This window comes from Providencia xihuensis, assembly GCF_041953405.1.
Lineage (GTDB): Bacteria > Pseudomonadota > Gammaproteobacteria > Enterobacterales > Enterobacteriaceae > Providencia > Providencia vermicola.
In genome coordinates, this window is the sequence record NZ_CP169565.1 from 3,158,565 (window position 1) to 3,181,668 (window position 23,104).

Consider the following 23,104-nt stretch of genomic DNA (forward strand, 5'->3'; position numbering starts at 1 on the left):
ATTTATTGTGATCTATACCCCAAATAATTCGAGTTGCAGGTAGGCGACAAGCGAAGATAGACGGGGAGCATAGATAAACTATGTGACTCGGCTAGCTAAGCGTAGTCAACACCGCTGCAAGTTGAAGGATTTCGGGTATATATAATTATTTTAGGAGAAATAATAAATATTAAGATGATTTGTCTATTAATGAATAAAAAGCGTGAGGTTGCGACAAAAATCCGTATCATAGCCCGTTTGACACACTCTATTCACAAGTGACTGACAATGAGCCAAACATTTATTCCCGGCAAAGACGCCGCTCTTGAAGACTCCATTGATGCATTCCAGACCAAATTAAAAAAATTGGGGTTTGATATTGAAGAAGCGTCATGGTTAAACCCTGTACCAAACGTTTGGTCAGTACATATTCGCGATAAAGAGTGCCCTCTTTGCTTTACCAATGGTAAAGGTGCGAGCAAAAAAGCCGCTTTAGCTTCTGCCCTTGGCGAGTATTTCGAGCGTTTATCGACTAACTACTTCTTCGCTGACTTCTACTTAGGTAAATCCATTTCAGAAGGTGATTTTGTTCACTACCCAAATGAAAAATGGTTCCCACTAACAGAAGATGACAGCCTACCAGAAGGGCTTTTAGACAATCGTTTGATTAAATTCTATGACCCTGATGAGGCATTAGCCGCAAGCCAACTCATTGACCTACAATCTGGCAACGAAGAACGCGGTATTTGTGCGCTACCTTTTACACGCCAATCTGATGACAAAACTGTCTATATTCCAATGAATATCGTTGGGAACTTATACGTTTCTAACGGTATGTCTGCGGGTAATACAGCTAACGAAGCGCGTGTTCAAGGGCTTTCAGAAGTGTTTGAACGCTTCGTAAAAAATAAAATTATTGCAGAAAGCATAAGCTTGCCAACTATTCCAACAGAAGTGATGGCTCGTTACCCAAGCGTGGTGGAAGCAATTGATACCCTTGAAAAAGAAGGCTTCCCCATTTTCTGCTACGACGCGTCATTAGGTGGAAAATACCCCGTCATTTGCGTGGTGTTGTTTAACCCACAAAACGGCACTTGCTTCGCCTCATTTGGCGCACACCCTGACTTTGGTGTTGCCCTTGAGCGTACCGTTACTGAATTATTACAAGGCCGCGGCTTAAAAGACTTAGATGTGTTTAACGCACCAACCTTTGATGATGAAGAAGTGGCTGAGCACACCAACCTTGAAACACACTTTATTGATTCAAGTGGCTTAATTAGCTGGGATCTGTTTAAAGACGATGCGGATTATGAATTTGCAGATTGGAGCTTCAAAGGTACGACGCAGGAAGAATTTGCGACGCTTATCCGTATTTTCAATACGTTAGATGCCGAGGTTTACATCGCAGATTATAACCATTTAGGCGTTTATGCGTGCCGTATTTTAGTGCCAGGTATGTCAGATATTTACCCTGTTGAAGATTTACATATTGCGAATAATGCAATGGGCGCTTATTTACGCAATACGATTATCAACCTGCCTGATAGCCAATGGGAAAAGCAAGACTACCTTGCCCTGATTGAGCAGTTGGATGATGACGGTTTAGACGATTTCACCCGTGTACGTGAATTGCTTGGTTTAGCGGTCGGTAAAGATAATGGTTGGAGCAACCTGCGTATCGGTGAATTAAAATCAATGTTAGCCCTTGCGGGTGGTGACCTTGAACAAGCTTTAGCATGGGTTGAGTGGACACAAGACTTTAACAGTTCAGTGTTCACGCCAGAACGTGCGAACTATTATCGTTGCTTGCAAACGCTATTGTTATTATCGCAAGAAGAAGAAAGAAACCCTGCGCAATACTACAATGCATTTGTCCGTATGTATGGGCAAGAAGCGGTCGATGCAGCCTCTGCTGCAATTGCAGGAGAGTCTTGCTTCTATGGCTTGTGGTCAATCGATGATGAGCTAAAAGCACTGCCAGCTCATCAAGCACTACTTGCGGCTTATGAAAAACTGCAAAAAGCCAAACGCGCTAACGCGTAATTAAGTCACAGGTTGGCGGGGAGCCTTCCCCATCAACCTGTTGTCATGTTATTGATGTAGATAAATCATAAATCCAACGAACGCTTCCACAATAAGAAATCAAATTGTTCTAAGCGATCCGCTTTCACCTGATATTCTCCACTCGCCGTTTCGATGACCCGTTCAAATAGCCCTTTACTGATCGTCGGCAATGGAACCCCATCAATGATTGGACCGCAGTCATAGTCGATCATGTCGGACAAACGTTCTGCTATTGCGCTATTAGTCGAAATTTTTAGTACGGGCACGATCGGGTTCCCTGTCGGTGTACCTAACCCTGTTGAGAAAATCACCACATTACAGCCTGCGGCAACAAGCCCAGTTACCGCGTCTACATCATTACCCGGCGTACAAACCAGTGACAATCCGCTCTCTGGCATGGGTTCTGCGTAATCACACACTGCACTTATGGGTGAAGTGCCGCCTTTTTTTGCCGCACCTGTAGATTTAATCGCATCGGTAATTAAGCCATCCGCAATATTTCCAGGGCTTGGGTTATCCGCGATGGTGGTGTTAAAGAAATTCGCCGTTTTTTCATAGCGTTCCATCAATTCGAGAAATTTCTTTTTGTCATCGAAAGATACGCAGCGTTTCACCATATCCCCTTCTGCACCACATAATTCGGGAAACTCTGCCAAACCAGATGCGCCACCTAACGTGACTAACCAATCTGAAACAAGCCCCATTGCAGGATTACCTGAAATCCCTGAAAAACCATCAGAAGCACCACATTTTACGCCCAATTTTAGGTGGGATAATGGCACATCAACCCTCGATTGTGGCTTAACCGCTTTCATGCACTCATAAGTTTGTTTGAGCGCAGTTTGCATCATTTCTTCTTCGCTATCCCACTCTTGTTGACGAAAATACAGTGCAGGCTTATCAAAGTTTGGGTTACGTGCAGCCAGTGATTCTTTAAACATTTTGCGCTGCGCTTTTTCACATCCTAAGCTAAATACCGTAATACCAATCACATTAGGGTGGTCTGCATAAGCTGCTAACACATCACACATGGTTTTACTGTCCGAGGTTGCACCGCCGCAGCCACTGGTGACAGTAATGCACCGAACGCCTTCAATATGCGGGAACAGCTTTGGTTTTGCTGTCGGCGTTTGCGTTCCTGCAGTTAAGTCTAGTGCAAAGCTTTTTAAGCTATTATTGGTGTAGCCTAATGCATCATTTAAAGCATCGGTTAATTTCGTCACATTGCGGTTTTCGCAAAAAACTAACGGGAAAATTAGCCAGTAATTTGCTGTTCCTACACGCCCATCTCCTCGTACATATCCTTGAAAAGTTCGTTTTTTATAAGCGGAAACATCAGGTGCTTTCCATTCGTATAGTGAATCATTTTCTAAGGAAACAGGAGCTGCATAATGGCGAATATTGTTCACCGTAATGGCTTCGCCTTTTGCAATGGGTTGCGTCGCTTTACCTACTGCAGTGCCATACATCGATACCACACCATCAATGGGTAACGCTTCTAAGGCAAATTTGTGTTTAGCCTTCACGTCAGTGACTAAGGTAATTTCTTCATTGCCCCAATGGTAAACTTCCCCAGCGTGCAAGTCTTTTAAGGCAACAATCAGGTTGTCGCTTTCATCAATTCGTAAAATCTTTTGCATGTCACACCTTCCAATTGTTGCCATTAATTCGATGACAAAACTTTATGGCCATTTTTATGAGAGTTCTTTTTAAGGAGCGCAATTAACACAGCACAACCCACAGTTATCACTGACAATGTCATGATCCCCGCTGTATTGCTGTTCATTACTTTATCCACTTCAACGCGGATGATAGGTGCAAGGAATGAACAAAATGCCCCCATAGTGGTACAAAAACCAATCCCCGCTGCTAATGCAGGACCACTGAGTAACTGAGGCGGAAACGTCCAGAAGACAGGTTGAACCGATAAGAAGCCCACCGCGCTTAAACATAGTGCTGCAATAGCAAAAACTGGGCTGGCAAATGCAGATAACGCTAAGCCCACCGCCGCAGCTAACATGCACAAAACAGATATTTCCACACGCTTTGTTGGATGGCGGTCGGCAAAGCGCGGAATATAATAGACACCAAAGGCTGAGCAAGCCCATGGAATAGCTGCCACTAACGATTGTTTGAATCCTAAGCTTTCCCCCATTAATGAAGCCACTTGGGAAGGCAAAAAGAACATCAGGCCATACACGGATATTTGGATGGTGCCGTAAATCAATGCAAGGTGCCACACCTTGGCATTTTTGAGCGCCGAAAGCACAGAGGTAGTTTCTGTTTTTGCATTTTCTTTGGCAAGTTGCTCCGTTAATGCCTTTTTCTCTTCGTCGGTTAAAAAACGCGCTTTTTCAGGGCTATCATCCAGATAAAAGAAGGCAAAAATACCAATAACAACCGCAGGCAAGCCTTCGATAACAAACATCCAGAACCAACCTGGACGGCCTAACCAGCCATGCAACTCTAATAATGCACCAGAAAGTGGAGAACCTAGCGTCAAGGCTAATGGCACCCCTAAAACAAATATACCAATCACTGATCCGCGGACATTATTAGGAAAATAGATTGATGCTAATAATAGAATTCCTGGATAGAAACCTGCTTCCCCTAGCCCTAATAAGAAGCGCAAAATAATAAATTGGGTTTCATTGGTGACAAAGCCTGTCATCGCGGAGAGTACGCCCCAAATGATTGTGGTGATACTCAACCATTTTTGGGCACCTATTTTATTTAAAATTAAGTTTGCGGGGATACCAAATAATGCATAGGCCGCAAAGAAAATCCCTGCCCCAAACGCAAATGCAGAGTCCGATAACCCGATATCTAACTGCATAGCATCTTTAGCAAAACCAACATTCACCCGATCAATAAATGCAACGAAATACAAAATAAACATCAGGGGTACTAAACGTTTCCACGATTTTTTAATCGCAGAGTTTAAAACAGGATTGTTATAAGCTTGTGTTGTCGCCATGATATTTTTCCCTGTCGGTAAGATGTTCTATTGTGTTGTTATAGGAAAGATCAGAGCGGTGAATCAGCCAGTGCTAATAATTGCTGAAGTTGCTCTGTCTGTACACTGTTCAATCCAATAAATGGTGAGCTACAACGGTCTGAGTTAATCACTCCTTTCAGTTGCAACGCTTTTTTAAACGTTGGAATAAAGGGAGCATTCACCCCGTAAATCGCCATCAGTTGGTCAACACGTTGTTGATGTTTAGCGACGAGCGCTAAATCGCTTTTTGCAAAGGCGTTCATCCATGAAGCAAAAAACTGCGGAATAATATTTGAAAGGCCACCAATACAACCGTTTCCACCTGATAACACGACATGAGCAAAGTTGTTGTCGTAACCTGCATAGACTTCAAAGTGTGGAATACGGGATTTCACAACATCAATGACTTGCGCTGTATGATTAGTGTCGGGAATGGTATCTTTCAGGCCAATAATATGAGGGTATTTATCTGCTAAGCGTAAACACACTTCAGGTGATACAGAGTATCCCGTACGCTCAGGAAAGTTATAAATAAATATTTTTGCTGAGGTTTTTTCTGCTATTGTGCTGTAAAAGCGAAATACACCCTCGTCATCTAACGGAAAATAATAGGGGCTGATTATCATTACCCCATCGACCCCTTGCTCATTCGCATAATTGGCAAGTTCAATCGATTCATTGACATCTAACCGACTTGCTCCTGCATAGACCTTCATATCCCTTTTGGGGTAATTGCCACAAAGGTCAATCAAGGTTTTCGAACTGTTCATATCGAGTGCAAAAAACTCCCCCGTACTGCCCATCGTGACAAAACCCGAGACTTTTGTGCTAAGCGAATCATAAACTTGTCGATTTTGTTCAATATCAACGCGGCCTTTGTCATCAAAAATAGTGACAACAGGGGTGATATAGCGACTTTCCATACGTGATAGCTCCACTTGGTTGTTGTTCATATATACAAACCTTATTCATAAATAAAAACAACATTAAATAACCACGAAAAATGGATTGAGTCAAATTTGAACAAAGTTAAAATAAAAACACCTTAATCATTTGATTAAAAAGAAATAAATAAGAAGTTACTGATTATATTAAAAACAAGAAGGTCATTTTTTATTGGTAAATTTTGAACAGGATCACGACTTTTGCTGTCAACAGCGCAATGTCATTCGATAGATTTAGAAAAGAAATGGGTTTTTGCTAGTGATTTACATAGCTCAGTTTTGAACCTAGAATAGCGGCACAATTAATCAGGGAGGTGATTTAATGTCTACAGGACACATGCCGACAATTCGTGTTTTAGAGGTGCTTCAAGTATTGGCTGCAGAAAATACGGGGCTATCTTTAACGCAACTTTCTGATAAGACTGGAATTCTGAAAGGGACTATTTACCCCATTCTAAAAACATTGGTTGAGCACCGTTATATTAATTACGATGATAACAGCCAGCTTTACTATCTTGGTATCGCTTGTTCCATTCTTTCTCGCGTTTTCTTCGAAAAATCGTATTGGCTGAAAATGATCCATCGCGAGATGGGGCTTATTGTCGAACAATGTAATGAAGTTTGCCAAATGGGTATCTTAGATGGTGCTGATGTCCTGTATATTGATAAAGTACAATCTGCACAAAAAGTTCAGTTAGTCTCCAGTATTGGCACTCGCTTACCAGCTATCTATTCTGCGCTAGGTAAGGCAATGATTGTTAACTACAGTGACGAACAAATTTCCCAACTTTACCCTGCAGGTTTCACCCCGCTGACACAATACAGTGTTCATACTTTGCCACAATTACGTACGCAACTAAACGCAGTAAAAGAAAATGGATATGCCATTGATAATAAAGAAATTAATGAAGAAACCATTTGTTATGCTGTCGCATTGCGCCAACGAAACAAAATTATTGCCGCTATCAGTGTGTCTATCCCCACCTTCCGCAGTAACGATGAAAAAACAGCCCAAGTCATCGAAACGCTGTTAACCAGCCGCGAACGCATCGAACAAGAACTTAACACGCTAGATAATATTGAATTTTATAAATAATAAAAATTCAATATTGGCATATATAGTCTAAAATGATCTGGAACAACAATTTTTGTATGCCGTATCATTTTGTTGATTGTTAGCAAAATATGACAATTTGGCGGAAATTTAACAGATGGTTTTTGAGGTTTATATCAATAAATTTAGCGCTAAATTTAGACATAAGTTAAATACCTTAGCAAAGGGATCATATTGCACTTAAATAATTAACATTTATATGTATATTTTCACTTTCCATATCACTAAAAATGCTCTTTATAAAAATTTTTAATAAAATTTAAAAAATATTTATTGCTTAAATTTCAATTGGTTAATCTTGATTTTAACATAAAATTAACCATTTAGACGGTATTCTTGCGAGTGTTCATGATCCATATCAAATTTATCACTTATCCCCTTTGTTACTATTATTGCGTGCTATAATTAATCAACTTTGTAAGAGAGTGTTGGTATGAAAGCTGACAACCCTTTTAATTTATTGCCACCTGCTGTAATGGCGCAAGTCGCGGATGATGCTGGCTTTTATAAAGCGAACAAACATCCTGCAATTACTTACTTGTCAGCATTCACTGCCGGTATTTTTATTTCTATTGCTTTTGTTTTCTATATTACTGCAACAACTGGGGCTGCCGATGCACCATACGGCTTTACCAAACTGATTGGTGGGATTTGTTTCTCACTCGGTTTAATGTTAGTCGTTGTTTGTGGTGCCGACCTTTTCACTTCCACTGTCTTAACTATCGTTTCTAAAGCCACAGGTAAAATTACCTGGGGACAAATGTTCCGCAATTGGTTCAATGTATACATTGGCAACTTAATTGGCGCGCTGTTCTTTGTGGCTATCATTTGGTTTGCGGGGCAATACACTGCGGCTAATGGCCAATGGGGATTAAATGTCTTACAAACCAGTAGCCATAAATTGCACCACACCTTTATTGAGGCTGTTGCACTCGGAATTTTAGCAAACTTAATGGTTTGTCTGGCGGTTTGGATGAGTTATGCAGGTCGCAGTTTAACCGATAAACTGGTGGTATTAGTTCTCCCTGTTGCGATGTTCGTCGCCAGTGGGTTTGAGCATAGCATCGCCAACATGTTTATGATCCCATTGGGCATCATGATTAAAGAATTCGCTCCTGCTGAATATTGGACACAAATCAATATGGCACCAGAGCAGTTTTCACACTTAACGATTGGAAATTTTATTACAGATAACTTAATTCCAGTCACTATCGGAAATATTATTGGCGGCGCACTTTTAGTCGGCCTCATTTATTGGTTTATGCATTTACGTGGTGGCCAGAAACATTAATCGCCACTGACACACACGAAAAGATTTATTAAGATCCCTAAAAGATCCACTGTTAAAAGGTAAAAGTATCATGTCCGAATTAAATGAAAAATTCGCTTTAGCATGGCAAGGTTTTAACCAAGGTGACTGGCAGAAAAACGTCAACGTACGTGACTTCATCCAGAAAAACTACACTCCATATGAAGGTGATGAATCTTTCTTAGCAGGCTCTACCCCAGCAACTGACTCGCTGTGGGATAAAGTTATGGAAGGGATCAAAATCGAAAACCGCACGCATGCGCCTGTTGATTTTGATACAGATGTTGCTTCAACCATCACTTCCCATGATGCAGGTTACATTACTAAAGAATTAGAAAAAGTCGTTGGTTTACAAACTGATGCTCCTCTGAAACGTGGTCTTATCCCGTTCGGTGGTATCAAAATGGTTGAAGGCTCATGCAAAGCTTACGACCGTACTTTAGATCCAGAAATCAAAAAAATCTTCACTGAATACCGTAAAACTCACAACCAAGGTGTTTTCGACGTTTACACGCCAGACATCTTAAAATGCCGTAAATCAGGTATCTTAACTGGTCTGCCTGATGCATATGGTCGTGGTCGTATCATCGGTGACTACCGCCGTGTTGCGCTGTACGGTATTGATTTCCTGATGAAAGACAAATTTAACCAATTCACCTCTTTGCAAGAAAGATTAGAAAAAGGTGAAGACCTACAGATGACTATCCAACTGCGCGAAGAAATTGCTGAACAGCACCGTGCATTGGGTCAAATGAAAGAAATGGCTGCAAAATACGGTTACGATATTTCTGCACCAGCAACAAACGCGCAAGAAGCAGTACAGTGGACTTACTTCGGTTACTTAGCCGCAGTTAAATCACAAAACGGTGCTGCAATGTCATTTGGTCGTGTTTCTACCTTCTTAGACGTGTATATCCAACGTGACTTAGAAGCTGGTAAAATCACTGAACAACAAGCGCAAGAATTGATTGACCATTTAGTCATGAAACTGCGTATGGTACGTTTCTTACGTACTCCTGAATACGATGAGCTGTTCTCTGGCGACCCAATCTGGGCAACTGAATCATTAGCAGGTATGGGTCTTGACGGCCGTACACTGGTAACGAAAAGTACTTTCCGTTTCTTGAACACACTGTATACCATGGGCCCATCTCCTGAGCCAAACATGACTATCCTGTGGTCAGAAAAACTGCCAATGAATTTCAAAAAATTCGCAGCAAAAGTGTCTATCGATACCTCATCAGTTCAGTATGAAAATGATGACCTAATGCGTCCAGACTTCGACAACGATGACTATGCAATCGCATGTTGCGTCAGCCCAATGATTGTTGGTAAACAAATGCAGTTCTTTGGTGCGCGTGCAAACTTAGCGAAAACCATGCTGTATACCATCAACGGTGGTGTTGATGAAAAACTGAAAATGCAAGTAGGTCCTAAACATGCACCAATCATGGACGAAGTCCTTGATTTCGATACTGTGATGAACCAAATGGACCACTTCATGGACTGGTTGGCAACTCAGTACGTCACTGCACTGAACTGCATCCACTTCATGCACGACAAATACAGCTATGAAGCTTCGCTGATGGCTCTGCATGACCGTGATGTTTATCGCACCATGGCTTGTGGTATCGCGGGGCTGTCTGTTGCTGCTGACTCACTGTCTGCAATCAAATATGCGAAAGTTAAACCAATTCGTGACGAAGACGGTATTGCTATCGACTTCGAAATCGAAGGTGAATACCCACAATTTGGTAACAACGATTCACGTGTTGATGACATCGCGTGTGACTTAGTTGAACGTTTCATGAAGAAAATTCAGAAACTGCCTACCTACCGTAATGCGGTACCAACTCAGTCAATCCTGACCATCACCTCTAACGTTGTGTATGGTAAGAAAACAGGTAATACACCAGATGGCCGTCGTGCTGGTGCACCATTTGGACCAGGTGCAAACCCAATGCACGGTCGTGACCAAAAAGGTGCAGTAGCTTCACTGACTTCTGTTGCTAAACTACCATTTGCTTACGCGAAAGATGGTATTTCTTATACTTTCTCTATCGTACCAAATGCGTTAGGTAAAGATGACGATGTGCGTAAAACGAACTTAGCGGGTCTGATGGATGGTTACTTCCACCACGAAGCGTCTATTGAAGGCGGTCAGCACTTGAACGTTAACGTCATGAACCGTGAAATGCTGTTAGACGCAATGGAAAACCCAGAGAAATATCCGCAGCTGACTATCCGTGTATCAGGTTATGCAGTGCGTTTTAACTCACTGACTAAAGAACAACAGCAAGACGTTATTACTCGTACTTTTACAAGTTCAATGTAATAATTAGCTCATTAAAATAAAGTAAATTAAAGACCCCGCTTTATGGGGTCTTTTTATCTATACTGTCAGTTAAAGACTACAAATCACTATTTCATGCATAAAGTCTTAGAAGTATGACGGATATTTTGGAGTACCTGCTATGTCTGCCGAAATTATTACAACAACCGATATCACTAAAACAGAATCGCCAGCAACGTTAGGCCGTATTCATTCATTTGAATCTTGCGGCACTGTTGATGGCCCTGGCATTCGTTTTATTGTCTTTTTCCAAGGCTGCTTAATGCGCTGCTTGTATTGCCACAACCGCGATACTTGGGATACCCACGGCGGCAACATTGTCACCGTCGATGAATTAATGAAAGAGGTGGTCACCTATCGTCACTTTATGAATGCAACGGGCGGCGGTGTCACCGCTTCAGGTGGTGAGGCTATTTTACAAGCAGAGTTTGTCCGTGATTGGTTCCGTGCCTGTAAGAAAGAGAATATCCATACTTGTTTGGACACTAACGGTTTTGTTCGTCGCTATGATCCTGTTATTGATGAACTGATGGATGTCACTGACTTGGTGATGTTAGATTTAAAACAAATCAACGATGATATTCACCAAAAGTTAGTCGGTGTCTCCAATCACCGAACGTTAGAATTCGCACAATATTTAGCTAAACGTAATCAAAAAACGTGGGTGCGTTATGTTGTTGTACCAGGCTGGAGTGATGATGATCATTCAGTACATCTGCTCGGCGAATTTACGAAAAACATGGGTAATATCGAAAAAATCGAATTATTACCTTACCATGAACTTGGTAAACACAAATGGGAAACCATGGGTGAAGAATACAAGCTTGATGGAGTTAAACCACCATCAAAAGAAGTGATGGAACGCGTCAAAAGCATTCTTGAAAGTTATGGGCACAAAGTCATGTACTAAATAAGTTGAGGCTCAACATTGAGCCTCTTCTTTATTTGCCATTATTCCTATTTAAATAAAGGCAAATGGCCAATAAGCTGAGTCACCGCCTTTTTATTTCCCACCAGCCCAATACCCGCTAACTGAATATTTTTATATTCATGCTCTGACAACTTTTGCTGGTACTCACCATAAGTGCGACACGATTGCGCCAATAGACTAAAAGGAATGATATAAATTTCACTTTCTTTTAATGCAGCTTCTTCTATGTCTTTAATATACTGCTCTGGTGATTTTAAAATCGGTAAAGGGGCATAAATCACCCCTGGATAATGAATATTATCTGCACTGTTTAAATCTTGCCCCACCATATTGTTTACTTTATTTCCTAAGCTCACACCAATCACACTGGCGGCATTCATTGCAAGCCCGTTAGATAAATCCTGATTAACCACGATAGCGCAGCGATGCTCAGCTGGATTAAATATCATTTATGTCCCCTACTATTTTTAATTGTGTTCAATTTCCCGATAATTATGGCATTTAAAGAAAGAAATAGGCTTTCTAACTCAGCTATGGCAAGCTTATTATTCGGTAATTTTTTTCTCTATTTGGTCAATAATAGGTAGGAATATTCATTTATGGCAATTGATAAGACAGAAACAAAAATTCTTTCACTACTGCAAGAGGATGCACGGATCACCAACCATGAACTGGCTGAAAAAGTAGGCATGTCCGCCTCACCCTGCTGGCGGAGAGTTAAAAAACTTGAAGAAGATAATATTATTCAAGGTTATCGCGCTATTCTAAACCGCAAAAAAATTGGCCTTGGTGTTATGGTGTTTGTACGTGTGATTATTGATAGTGACAGCGAGGCAGAAGCACAAAAATTTGAACAGGAAGTCAGCGAGCTTGAGAACGTTGTCGCCTGTTATAGCATTGGTGGTGATACTGACTTTTTACTACAAGTGGTTTCTCATGATTTAGATTCTTACGCTGATTTTGCCATGTCAGTTATTCGCAGATTGCCAGGCATTAAAGAAATGCAAAGTATGTTTGTATTAAAAGAAATCAAGCCACTCGATGCATACCCTATATCTATTTTTGAATAACTTACCGACGCTTACCTTATTCTTCATAATGGTTATTAGTTATATTTTATTCCACACAATAACCATTTTTTCATAAACAACCATCCTAGTTAAAGTTAAAATAACCCTATATTTAACCAAAAAACACCAAACTAAACAGTCTATAAATTCAATATCAAATGAGTAATGACCTTATTACCCTAAAAAATGTTGTATTAAGAAAAAGTTAATCAAAAATACCTTACCAGAATAGTCTGCTTTATAATGTATTCACTTATCTGCATACTACTGCCGATAAAGTAAAAGAGTGCATATAAACTCACAAACTTTTTATAATAATTATTGCTAATTCACTACGACAAATAGGTTCCTTTTTTATCATGAACAATGAAAACTTCAGTGCAGATAACAACCCTGCACCTAACACTAACGCTCAAACTCAAGTTGATACTTTTGTTTTTCACGCTGAACCTCGCGCTGTTGATGCGGGTGAAGGTGTTAACTGGATCAGCCAATCATGGTCTCTGGTTAAAGAAAAATTGGGTATGTGGATCTTAATCAATATCGTATTGTTTGCATTGATTCTGATTATCTCCATGATCCCATTCTTAAACTTACTGATCACCTTTATTACTCCAATCTTTGTTGGCGGTATTATTGCTATCAGTGAAAATCAGCGTAAAACTGGACAAGCAGAAATCGGTTTACTGTTTGCGGGTTTCCAAAACAAATTCGGTGCACTGTTTGCGGTTGGCGCCATTAACTTTGCAGCAAACTTAGTCGGTATGATCATCGCTTTCATCATTGGCGGTTCTGCGATGTTTGGTTTATTAATGGAAAGCAACCAATACGGATCACCATCTGATGCGGCTATTTTAGCGTCCTCAGGTTCATTCTTCTTTGCTATTATCGTGATGGCTGTCGCTGGTTTAGTGGGTACCGCATTAACTTGGTTTGCCCCTGCTTTGGTTATGAACCACGATTTCACTGTTGGTGCTGCAATTTCAGCTAGCCTACAAGCAGTTAAGAAAAATATCCTGCCAGGCATCCTATTCTTTATCGTTCTGTCTATCTTAATGATTATTTCTGTGATCCCATTAGGCTTAGGTTTATTAGTTTCTATGCCAATTATGTATGTTTGCTATTACAGCAGCTACCGTAGCCTGTTTTTCTCACAAGTTAAATAAGCCAATAAACATGATGATTTAAAGTCATCATTTTTAGAGGGGAAGCACTTGCTTTCCCTCTTTACTATCAGCCTCTAATTCACTTATATTCCTTGAATTAAACGAATAACTTCCCTTTATAAATTGGAGTGCTACCCCGTGCATTTTGATATTACCGATTTAAAACTGTGCGTAAATGTCGCCAATGCAGGAAGTATTACTCATGGGGCAAAGTTGACCTATATTACGTTGCAATCCGCCAGTGAACGGATACGCGGCTTAGAAAATGAATTAGGCGTTAATCTATTTACCCGCTCAGCGAAAGGTGTTGCATTATCCGATGCCGGTTATGCATTTATTGAACATGCAAAAATCATCTTACAGCAAATTGAATTGATGCAAGATAAAATGCAGCAATACAGCCGTGGCTTACGCGGGCATATCAATATCCTATGCAATACTTCAGCACAGATGGAATTTTTGCCGTCTCGTCTTCATGCTTATTTACGCCAACAACCAAATATGTCTGTTTCAGTAAAAGACATGCCAAGTGCGAATATTGTAACTTCAATTAAAAATAAAGTTGCAGATGTCGGTATTATTGCTGATTCTGTCGACTTGGCAGGGCTTGATACTCGTCCATGTAGCTCAGATGAATTAGTGGTATTTGTTCATAAAGATAGCTTATGGGCTAACCAAAAGCGTGTTTCATTTGCGGACATTATTGGTGCTGAGTTTATTGGCTTAACAGAAGATAACCCGTTACAAACCCATATTGATGATAATGCTAAACAGCAAGGCCAACGGCTTCATTACCGTGTACATATGCCTACTTTAGACGCTGTAATGCAAGGGGTTAACCAAGGTATTGGTATTGCTATCATTCCGCGACAAGCCGCACTGCGCTATGGCCCCTCCGACACCCAAATATTGCAACTGGCTGAGAATTGGGCGCAGCGAAAATTAGTGATTTGTGCACGCGACTTCAGCCTATTACCTGATTACACCAATGAATTTATTGATTTTCTAATTAACTGGCAACCATGATCACCCATTGTTTTGCCATATAAATCCCCAGCCCAATTAAACCGATAAAAAAACAACGCCGAAATAGCTTTTCACTAATAACCCGCCGAAAATATTGTCCAAGATACATCCCCACAATAGCGGGTATTAAGGCAAAGAAAGATAGCCCCCAATCAATATCATTTTGCTGGTGGTCTATGGATAATTTGATTGCCAGTGCCACTGTTGATGCTGTAAACGCTAGCCCTAGCGCCTGAATAAGTTCATCTTTATTTAATTTCAGTGTTTGCAAATAAGGTACCGCAGGGATAACAAATACCCCCGTTGCTGCCGTGATCACCCCAGTAAAGTAACCAATCGTTGGGGAAAGCCATATTTCATGTTTCTCGAACGATGGCATTTTTTTAGCCATTATTCCCCATCCCCCATAGATAATCAGTACAACACCCAATGCAGGTAATGTCCAAGTGGATGATGATGTTAATGAAGGTAAAAAACTCAACCATGTTCCAAGCAACACCCCAATCACAAAACCACTGAGTCGTTTCGCTAACGCCATAAACTGTGGCCCAATCAATAATTGCCATATATTGGTGACCAAAGAAGGAATAATCAGCAAACTAGCTGCCACTGCGGGCTCCATTACGGTACTTAATAATCCCATTGCAATCGTTGGTAGCCCTAAGCCGATCACGCCTTTTATAACCCCTGCCAATAGAAAAACACCAATGACTATTTCCACCTATTCGACTCCAATAAACTCAATTTACCGTTAGACTAACGACCTTCGCCGAAGAGCGCTATTTGGAAAATACTGAGGCGGGATCAGGTAAAATCTGAGAGGGGTTTTCATTAGAAATCGCGAAACTGAGTCATAAAAAAAACCGCCACTGTTACCAGCCGCGGTTTATTTATAAAAGGCGTAACCGAAATTAACCGATATACTCTAGCCCTTTCATATATGGACGTAATACTTCAGGCACTTCAATACGGCCATCTGCTAATTGGTAGTTTTCTAAAATTGCGACCAATGTACGACCCACTGCTAAACCTGAGCCATTCAATGTATGAACGAGTTGAGTTTTCTTATCGCTCTTACCACGGAAGCGTGCTTGCATACGACGCGCTTGGAAATCCCACATGTTTGAACAAGAAGAGATTTCACGGTAAGTATTTTGCGCTGGCAACCATACTTCTAAATCGTAAGTTTTACGTGAACCAAAACCGATATCACCAGTACATAAAATCACTTTACGGTAAGGTAGGTTCAGTAATTGCAGCACTTTTTCAGCGTGACCTGTTAACTCTTCCAGTGCATCCATCGATTTTTCAGGATGAACAATTTGCACTAACTCAACTTTGTCAAACTGGTGCATACGGATAAGACCACGGGTATCACGGCCATAAGAGCCCGCTTCTGAACGGAAGCATGGTGTGTGAGCAGTCATTTTCAGAGGAAGTTTATCCTCATCTAAAATTTCATCACGAACCAAGTTAGTCACAGGTACTTCAGCAGTTGGGATCAACGCATAAGTGCTGCTATCTGCTTCTTCTTCCAGTGGTTTAGTGTGGAATAAGTCCTCACCAAATTTTGGCAATTGACCTGTACCATACAGCGTATCATGGTTAACCAAATACGGAACATACAGTTCTTGATAGCCATGTTGCTCAGTATGTAAATCCAACATAAACTGTGCTAACGCACGGTGCATGCGGGCAATTTGCCCTTTCATCACAACAAAACGCGCACCTGTTAGCTTAACCGCTGCAGGGAAATCTAACCCCCCTGTTAATTCACCAAGGCTAACGTGATCGCGAACGTCAAAATCATACTGGCGAGGCTCGCCCCAACGTGCAACTTCGACGTTATCAGAGTCATCTCTGCCATCTGGTACTTGGTCATCTGGAATATTCGGGATACTTAAAGCAATATCACGGATTTCTTGTTGCAGCTTGTCTAACTCTGCTTTCGCAGCATCCAATTTTTCGCCTAATTGGTTAACTTCCAGACGTAATGGCTCAATATCTTCACCACGAGCTTTAGCCGCACCGATAGTTTTCGATCGCGAGTTACGGTCTGCTTGCAGGGTTTCAGTTTCAACTTGTAAAACTTTGCGGCGTTCTTCTAATTCACGCAGCTTTTCCACATCAAGGGTAAAACCCCTGCGAGCCAGTTTTTCAGCAACCGCGTCTAGCTCCGTACGCAGTAAATTGGGATCGAGCATGCTTATCCTGTGAGTATTGTGAGTAATAGATAATACTTTTGATGATGCATTCTAGCACCATCAATAAAGTAAAGTATTTCGCTATATAACCTTACCGCATTGCCCAGTTTAGCGGTAGCGTTTTGTGGTACTAATTTGATCCTGTTGGGCTAACCAGTCTAATTTTTCAGCAAACTTGCTTTCCAAGCCACGTTTTGTTGGGTAGTAATAACGGCTTGCTTGCATTGGTTCAGGGAAATAATTCTCACCCGCAGCGTAGGCATTTGGCTCATCATGGGCATAACGGTATTCTTGGCCTGCTCCCATCTCTTTTAAGAGCTTTGTTGGTGCATTGCGTAAGTGATTAGGCACATCATAATCAGGCTGCATTTGTGCGTCTTTAATTGCAGCCTTATATGCCGTATAAACCGCATTACTTTTAGGAGCACAGGCTAAATATACAATTGCTTGAGCAATAGCACGTTCACCTTCTGCTGGCCCGACTCGTGTAAAGCAGTCCCAAGCAGAAACTGCCACTTGCATCGCGCGGGGATCTGCATTCCCGACATCTTCGGAAGCAATCGCTAACAAACGACGAGCCACATACAGCGGGTCGCCCCCTGCCGTAATGATCCTTGCATACCAATACAATGCCGCATCTGGTGCTGATCCACGAACTGACTTATGCAATGCAGAGATCAGATCATAAAAACGGTCACCTTTGTTATCAAACCGCGCGGTACGTTCACCACTCACTTCTTTGAGTAACTCTGCCGTTAAAATTCGCTGACCTTGGCTATCGGCTTCAGCCATATCCGCCATCATTTCAAGTAAATTTAGCGAGCGCCTTGCATCCCCATTAACGAGCTGAGCTATCATCTTGCGTGTACTATCGGGTAACACAATATTTTGCCCACCAAGCCCACGGGACGTATCTGCTAGCGCTTGTAATAGCACTTGCTCAATATCGTCCTCTTCTAAGGACTTGAGCAAATAGACTCTTGCACGGGATAATAATGCTGAATTTAATTCAAATGAAGGGTTTTCAGTCGTCGCACCAATAAAGGTGATCGTGCCATCTTCAATATGCGGTAAAAAGGCATCCTGTTGACTTTTATTAAAACGATGAACTTCATCCACAAACAGAATCGTTCTACGCCCAGCACTGCGGTTTTGGCGCGCTTTTTCGATGGACTCACGGATTTCTTTAATACCTGAAGTCACCGCAGATATACGTTCAATATCCGCTTGAGCATAGTGACCGATAATTTCTGCCAGTGTCGTTTTGCCTGTTCCTGGTGGCCCCCATAAAATCATAGAATGCAGATGCCCAGCCTTGATTGCTCGCGGCAATGGTTTTCCTTCCGCCAGCAGATGCCGTTGACCAATGTATTGCTCAAGGGTTTCGGGCCGCATACGCGCCGCTAAAGGTTGAAATTCATTCTGCGAAAAATCGAGAGACAGGTTACCCACAATATCCTCTTTATTGCCGCTTAAAAGCAAATAACTGACTCGCTAACCACCAGCAGAAAATACTAATGGTTAACGATAATAACAAGTTTAAGGCTTATTTAGCACTTGAACGTTGATCGTCTAACGTTACGCCTTTCGGCACTGTAAACTTAAACTTACTGGCATCAACACGGCCATTTTTTTGCTGTTTTAGCTGATAAGCACTGGTTTGCCCATCTTGCTCAACCGCAGAAAATTTCTCAATAGTCCCTTCTGGGGAAACCGTAATTGAGAATTTTTTCAACGTGCCATTGGTTTGCTTAGGTTTAAGATCAAAAGTATTACCTTGCTGAATGATTGAGTATTGTTTCCAATCTTTCGGGTCATTACGCGTGATCAATAAAAATGGGGTATCCTGCGTTGCATCCGCTAAGTTCGTCACAGTCACTTGCTCAACAAATGGGTTATAAAACCATAAATTCTTGCCATCAGAAACTAACACGCTTTCGTCGGGAGAAGTCATGTTCCAGTTAAATAAATTAGGGCGCTCTAACCATAAATCGCCGACGCCTTCTTGAACAAGATCGCCCTCAGGGCTAGTGACCTTTTGTGAAAAACTGGCTTGGAAACTATTGACCTTATTCAGTCGTGCCTGAAGGTCTTGACTCGCATCGGCCAGCACTTGGCCGATATGTAAACTGAAGGCTAATGCACCTAACAACATCATTTTTTTCATCGAACAAAGACCTTAATATGATTACCTTAAGAGGCGTGATGACGTTATACACCCCTCAAATTAAACCCGCAATTAGCACCTTAAATTATTAATTTGCTACCCACTTTTAATGCCCCATTGATGGCGGCGCAAGCACTTCTCGGTTTCCGTTATGCCCCTGTTCACTGACAATGCCTTGGAGCTCCATTTGTTCAACAATTCGCGCGGCACGGTTATAACCAATACGGAATTGACGTTGAACACCTGAAATGGAGACACGTTGTTTGTCAACAACAAATTCAACAGCTTGGTCAAATAGTGGGTCAAGTTCTTCACCACCACCATCATAACCACCACCTTCACTATCATCACTGCACGTTGTGATGCTATCAATATATTGCGGCTTACCACGCGCTTTCCAATCATTTACCACTGCATGGACTTCTTGGTCACGAACAAAAGCACCGTGTACACGCATTGGGATTGATGAGTTAGGTGGTAAATAAAGCATATCCCCCATCCCCAATAACGACTCTGCACCACCTTGATCGAGGATGGTACGCGAGTCAATTTTGCTCGATACCGTAAAGGCAATACGTGTTGGAATGTTGGCTTTAATTAACCCAGTAATGATATCAACTGAAGGACGCTGAGTCGCGAGAACCAAGTGGATACCTGCGGCACGGGCTTTTTGAGCCAGCCTTGCGATCAGCTCTTCCACTTTTTTCCCTGCAGTCATCATCAAGTCTGCGAACTCATCCACCATAACGACGATGTAAGGTTCTTTTTTCAGCATTGGATGTTCCGTTTCCATGCTGTCCCCTGGTTTCCAGAATGGATCAGGGATCGGACGCTGCATATCCGCCGCAGCTTTAATTTTTTCGTTGTAACCTGCTAAATTACGAACCCCCAGCGCAGACATCAGTTTATAACGGCGTTCCATCTCATTGACACACCAACGCAGTGCATTCGCAGCGTCTTTCATGTCTGTGACAACCTCTGTCAATAAATGAGGAATACCTTCATAAATAGAAAGTTCCAACATTTTTGGGTCGATCATAATAAAGCGCACATCTTCAGGTTTCGCTTTATACAAGATACTGAGGATCATCGCATTGACCCCAACCGATTTACCTGAACCTGTCGTACCCGCCACTAATAAGTGTGGCATTTTAGCTAAATCCGCGACAACAGGATCACCCTCAATATCTTTACCAAGAACAATCGTCAGTGGCGATGGATTTTTTCTAAAATCATCGCAATCTAATACTTCACTTAAATAAACGGTTTGGCGCTTTTCATTTGGTAGTTCAAGCCCAACATACGGTTTCCCTGGTATCACTTCAACAACTCGTACAGCAACCGTTGACAATGAACGCGCAAGGTCACGGGATAGTGTCGAAATACGCGCAGCTTTAACACCAGGCGCTAAATCAAGCTCAAAGCGGGTGATAACTGGCCCAGGAGAAAAACCGACAACCTCCGCTTTCACTCGGTAATCATTTAACCGTGCTTCAATCAACCTTGCCGTTTGCTCTAATTTAAACATATCCACTGGCTCTTCTTGCTCTGGTGGACTTGCCAATAAATCAAGAGAAGGCATCGGCGTTGTTGGTTTTGGTAGTGGTTGATCATTACGCACCAAGAACGGGTGGAATAAGCTATCTTGCTGTGGCTGCTGTGGCTGCTGTGGCTGCTGTGGCTGCTGTGGCTGCTGTGGCTGCTGTGGCTGTGCAAAAGTGTGTGTTGCAGATTGGCTATTGCCAAGCCCTGAATGCGAATTATTTGGTGGAACTATTGGCGATTCAACAGCGGTAAATGTTGGCATAAAGAGTGGATCAGCAGGCTCGTCATCCACTAAATCATCTACAGGAGAAAAGCTATCCAATACCGAGAATTCTCTTCGTAAATCAATCTTCGGTTCGACGTCTTTTTGCTCATCATCAAATTGGCTTTCAAAAGCATCACTAGGAATAATAGATGCCACTTCAGGTTCAGCAAATTTATGCGTATTGGCGGATAAATCAGATGAAGATGGCCAACGATGCTCAATGGTTGGCTGCGTCCATGTGTTGGCTGGCGATTGTTCTGCTTGCTCCACATGCTGCACGTCGGGGAACTCTGTTGGCGCGGTTTGCGTAACAGGCGGCTCATAGTCCGTGCTATCCACTTCACCATAGCGCTCACGTTGCTGCTCTAAGAATTGAGCGCGTAGTAATTCATCTTGTTGCGAATCGTCACTATTTTGCGCATCTTCAACGTCATTTGTTGACCACTGCTGATAAATTTCTTCGCGTTTAGAGGCTTCTTCTTGGCGACGTTGTAACTCTGCATCACGCTGGGATGGGATCCGAATTCCATATAACTCGCGGCGTGTCGGCAAACGAACAGGATTAGGCCTTGGCAGTTCAGGCTCCATATTTTGCTTAACTTGTGCGTGGCGCTCAAGCGCAGCAATAGAAATACCCGCTGCAGCTAAAGCACTCGCATCAGCAACCCGCTCAGTAACAGAAGAACTAACAGGGACATCGGTAACAACTGGCGCAGGTGTAAATAATTCTGAGGGGACTTGAGCGGCGAATGTATTTTGTGATGCGGGTTCTACAGGCATCGCTGATGTGTTGAATTCATTATCAACTATTTGTTTTTCTTGATATTTTAACTCATGATCATTGACAGAACTAAATGCAGATGGCGCTGCAGGAACATGATCTGATTGAGAAACAACAGGCTCCGCTAAGTTATCAAAACGCCCACTGGCTTGTGGCTGGTAATCATCAGGAACCTCAAAGTGGTATGTATTCGGTTCATCTACCGCTGAGAAAGAGGGTAAAGCATCTGACTCAACTACCGTAGAGGTTTCTGGCTGAGCCTCAATATGACTTTGCACCTCAATGGACTCTGGCTGCGGCGTATTTTCAGTAACTAACTCAGCAACAGTTGGCGCTGAAAACAGCACATCATCGGAATCGAGTAATTGTTCATTATCATTCGCTAAGTGCTCAGCCTCTTGCGCTCGTTGTAGCGCATCTTCAGTTTCCTCTACTTCATAATCATCCAGGTCATCGCCTCTCGCACGGTTGGTTAATAACGTAATTGGAAGCAGGACAGCCGCTCCAATTTTTTCTGCAATTGTCAACCATGACCAACCTGTAAACAACGTGAAGCTAATCGCCCATAAGAACAACAGTGCCAATGTGGCACCTAATGAATTAAACCAAGGCATAATGGCACTGCTAAATACACTACCAATCACGCCACCAGAAGCAAAGTTGGGTAAATCATCAAAATTCAAGGCGGCTAATCCACAGGAAGAAAGGATCAATGCAAGGCCACCGATAAGGCGTAAAGAAAGCGAGAAAAAATCTATGTAGCGACGCTGGCTTTCATAATAATAGATAGCCCAACAACCCAATAACAACAGTGGTGGAATAGCAAAAGCCAAAATGCCAAAAGCAGAAAACAAAATATCAGCGCTCCACGACCCCACACTTCCCCCCAAGTTTTTCACAGGGGCGTTCCACGTTGTTTGTGACCAACTCGGGTCTGAAGGACTAAAACTTAATAACGCGACCATAAGAAAAACGGCACTTAAGCAAATCGCGAGCAAAATCACCTCTAATAGCCGTCTTCCGCTACTGAGTTTTTTAAATTTGATGTATTTATCTTCTGTGTATTCTTGGCTCATTATTGTTTCTTTACTGACTGATGTTCTTCACTGACTCTGATTATTCTAACATTAATCGCCCTAAAATGCCTGTTTTGCTGGCTCTAAGACAAATAAATGCCCGATTAATATA

General features: G+C 42.0%; 17 protein-coding genes. 8 read left to right on the forward strand and 9 right to left on the reverse strand.

The genetic code is table 11. The annotated features are described in order from the left end of the window. Window positions 1–267 precede the first annotated feature (267 nt). Window positions 268–2,022 (forward strand): 30S ribosomal protein S12 methylthiotransferase accessory factor YcaO, encoded by a 1,755-nt coding sequence (gene ycaO, locus ACE2AL_RS14220; protein WP_206085461.1) that lies wholly within the window; start codon window positions 268–270, stop codon window positions 2,020–2,022. A 65-nt stretch (window positions 2,023–2,087) separates the two neighbouring features. Here the strand turns inward: ycaO and ACE2AL_RS14225 are convergent, their stop codons facing one another. Genes ACE2AL_RS14225 through ACE2AL_RS14235 form a run of 3 tightly spaced genes read right to left on the reverse strand, consistent with a single transcriptional unit; the run spans window position 2,088 to window position 5,964 of the window. After that, on the reverse strand, window positions 2,088–3,683 hold the full coding sequence (locus ACE2AL_RS14225) for a UxaA family hydrolase (RefSeq protein ID WP_272538766.1): 1,596 nt from the start codon (window positions 3,681–3,683) through the stop codon (window positions 2,088–2,090). Between the two features lie 23 nt (window positions 3,684–3,706). Continuing rightward, the gene (locus ACE2AL_RS14230; protein ID WP_206085459.1) at window positions 3,707–5,020 is read right to left on the reverse strand and encodes an MFS transporter; all 1,314 of its coding nucleotides are present in this window, start codon (window positions 5,018–5,020) and stop codon (window positions 3,707–3,709) included. Window positions 5,021–5,070: 50 nt separating this feature from the next. Continuing rightward, the gene (locus ACE2AL_RS14235; protein WP_206085481.1) at window positions 5,071–5,964 is read right to left on the reverse strand and encodes a dihydrodipicolinate synthase family protein; all 894 of its coding nucleotides are present in this window, start codon (window positions 5,962–5,964) and stop codon (window positions 5,071–5,073) included. A 343-nt stretch (window positions 5,965–6,307) separates the two neighbouring features. Here ACE2AL_RS14235 and ACE2AL_RS14240 point away from each other — a divergent pair, with 343 nt between their 5' ends. The 4 genes from ACE2AL_RS14240 (at window position 6,308) to pflA (ending at window position 11,671) form a co-directional block, all read left to right on the forward strand. After that, window positions 6,308–7,081: an IclR family transcriptional regulator gene (locus ACE2AL_RS14240; protein WP_206085458.1), complete on the forward strand. Its 774-nt coding sequence runs from the start codon at window positions 6,308–6,310 to the stop codon at window positions 7,079–7,081. 451 nt (window positions 7,082–7,532) lie between these two features. Beyond that, window positions 7,533–8,390, forward strand: coding sequence for a formate transporter FocA (gene focA / locus ACE2AL_RS14245; protein ID WP_206085457.1), 858 nt, complete (start codon window positions 7,533–7,535; stop codon window positions 8,388–8,390). A 70-nt stretch (window positions 8,391–8,460) separates the two neighbouring features. Continuing rightward, window positions 8,461–10,743: a formate C-acetyltransferase gene (gene pflB / locus ACE2AL_RS14250; protein ID WP_206085456.1), complete on the forward strand. Its 2,283-nt coding sequence runs from the start codon at window positions 8,461–8,463 to the stop codon at window positions 10,741–10,743. 139 nt (window positions 10,744–10,882) lie between these two features. Then, window positions 10,883–11,671: a pyruvate formate lyase 1-activating protein gene (gene pflA, locus ACE2AL_RS14255; RefSeq protein WP_375083626.1), complete on the forward strand. Its 789-nt coding sequence runs from the start codon at window positions 10,883–10,885 to the stop codon at window positions 11,669–11,671. Between the two features lie 47 nt (window positions 11,672–11,718). Here pflA and ACE2AL_RS14260 read toward each other — a convergent pair whose 3' ends face one another. Further along, window positions 11,719–12,141: a DUF2000 domain-containing protein gene (locus ACE2AL_RS14260; protein ID WP_206085454.1), complete on the reverse strand. Its 423-nt coding sequence runs from the start codon at window positions 12,139–12,141 to the stop codon at window positions 11,719–11,721. A gap of 150 nt (window positions 12,142–12,291) precedes the next feature. Here ACE2AL_RS14260 and ACE2AL_RS14265 point away from each other — a divergent pair, with 150 nt between their 5' ends. From ACE2AL_RS14265 to ACE2AL_RS14275, 3 genes are all read left to right on the forward strand, one after another. Beyond that, window positions 12,292–12,762, forward strand: coding sequence for an Lrp/AsnC family transcriptional regulator (locus ACE2AL_RS14265; RefSeq protein WP_206085453.1), 471 nt, complete (start codon window positions 12,292–12,294; stop codon window positions 12,760–12,762). A 359-nt stretch (window positions 12,763–13,121) separates the two neighbouring features. Continuing rightward, window positions 13,122–13,928: a BPSS1780 family membrane protein gene (locus tag ACE2AL_RS14270; RefSeq protein ID WP_206085452.1), complete on the forward strand. Its 807-nt coding sequence runs from the start codon at window positions 13,122–13,124 to the stop codon at window positions 13,926–13,928. Between the two features lie 138 nt (window positions 13,929–14,066). After that, a complete protein-coding gene (locus ACE2AL_RS14275; protein ID WP_272538768.1) occupies window positions 14,067–14,954 on the forward strand; it encodes a LysR substrate-binding domain-containing protein in 888 nt (295 codons plus the stop codon). On the opposite strand, the gene ACE2AL_RS14280 is transcribed toward ACE2AL_RS14275, so the two are convergent. The 5 genes from ACE2AL_RS14280 to ACE2AL_RS14300 form a co-directional block, all read right to left on the reverse strand. Then, window positions 14,938–15,675, reverse strand: coding sequence for a sulfite exporter TauE/SafE family protein (locus ACE2AL_RS14280; protein WP_206085450.1), 738 nt, complete (start codon window positions 15,673–15,675; stop codon window positions 14,938–14,940). The two genes, ACE2AL_RS14275 and ACE2AL_RS14280, sit on opposite strands and share 17 nt — an antisense overlap. A gap of 190 nt (window positions 15,676–15,865) precedes the next feature. Next, complete coding sequence (gene serS, locus ACE2AL_RS14285) at window positions 15,866–17,158, reverse strand: serine--tRNA ligase (RefSeq protein ID WP_206085449.1); 1,293 nt, start codon at window positions 17,156–17,158, stop codon at window positions 15,866–15,868. 108 nt (window positions 17,159–17,266) lie between these two features. Next, window positions 17,267–18,610 carry a replication-associated recombination protein A gene (locus tag ACE2AL_RS14290; RefSeq protein ID WP_206085448.1) on the reverse strand — a complete coding sequence of 448 codons (1,344 nt, stop codon included), beginning with the start codon at window positions 18,608–18,610 and terminating at the stop codon, window positions 17,267–17,269. A 94-nt stretch (window positions 18,611–18,704) separates the two neighbouring features. Further along, the gene (gene lolA, locus ACE2AL_RS14295; RefSeq protein ID WP_206085447.1) at window positions 18,705–19,325 is read right to left on the reverse strand and encodes an outer membrane lipoprotein chaperone LolA; all 621 of its coding nucleotides are present in this window, start codon (window positions 19,323–19,325) and stop codon (window positions 18,705–18,707) included. Window positions 19,326–19,431: 106 nt separating this feature from the next. Beyond that, window positions 19,432–22,992, reverse strand: coding sequence for a DNA translocase FtsK 4TM domain-containing protein (locus tag ACE2AL_RS14300; RefSeq protein ID WP_375083627.1), 3,561 nt, complete (start codon window positions 22,990–22,992; stop codon window positions 19,432–19,434). Window positions 22,993–23,104: the final 112 nt, after the last annotated feature.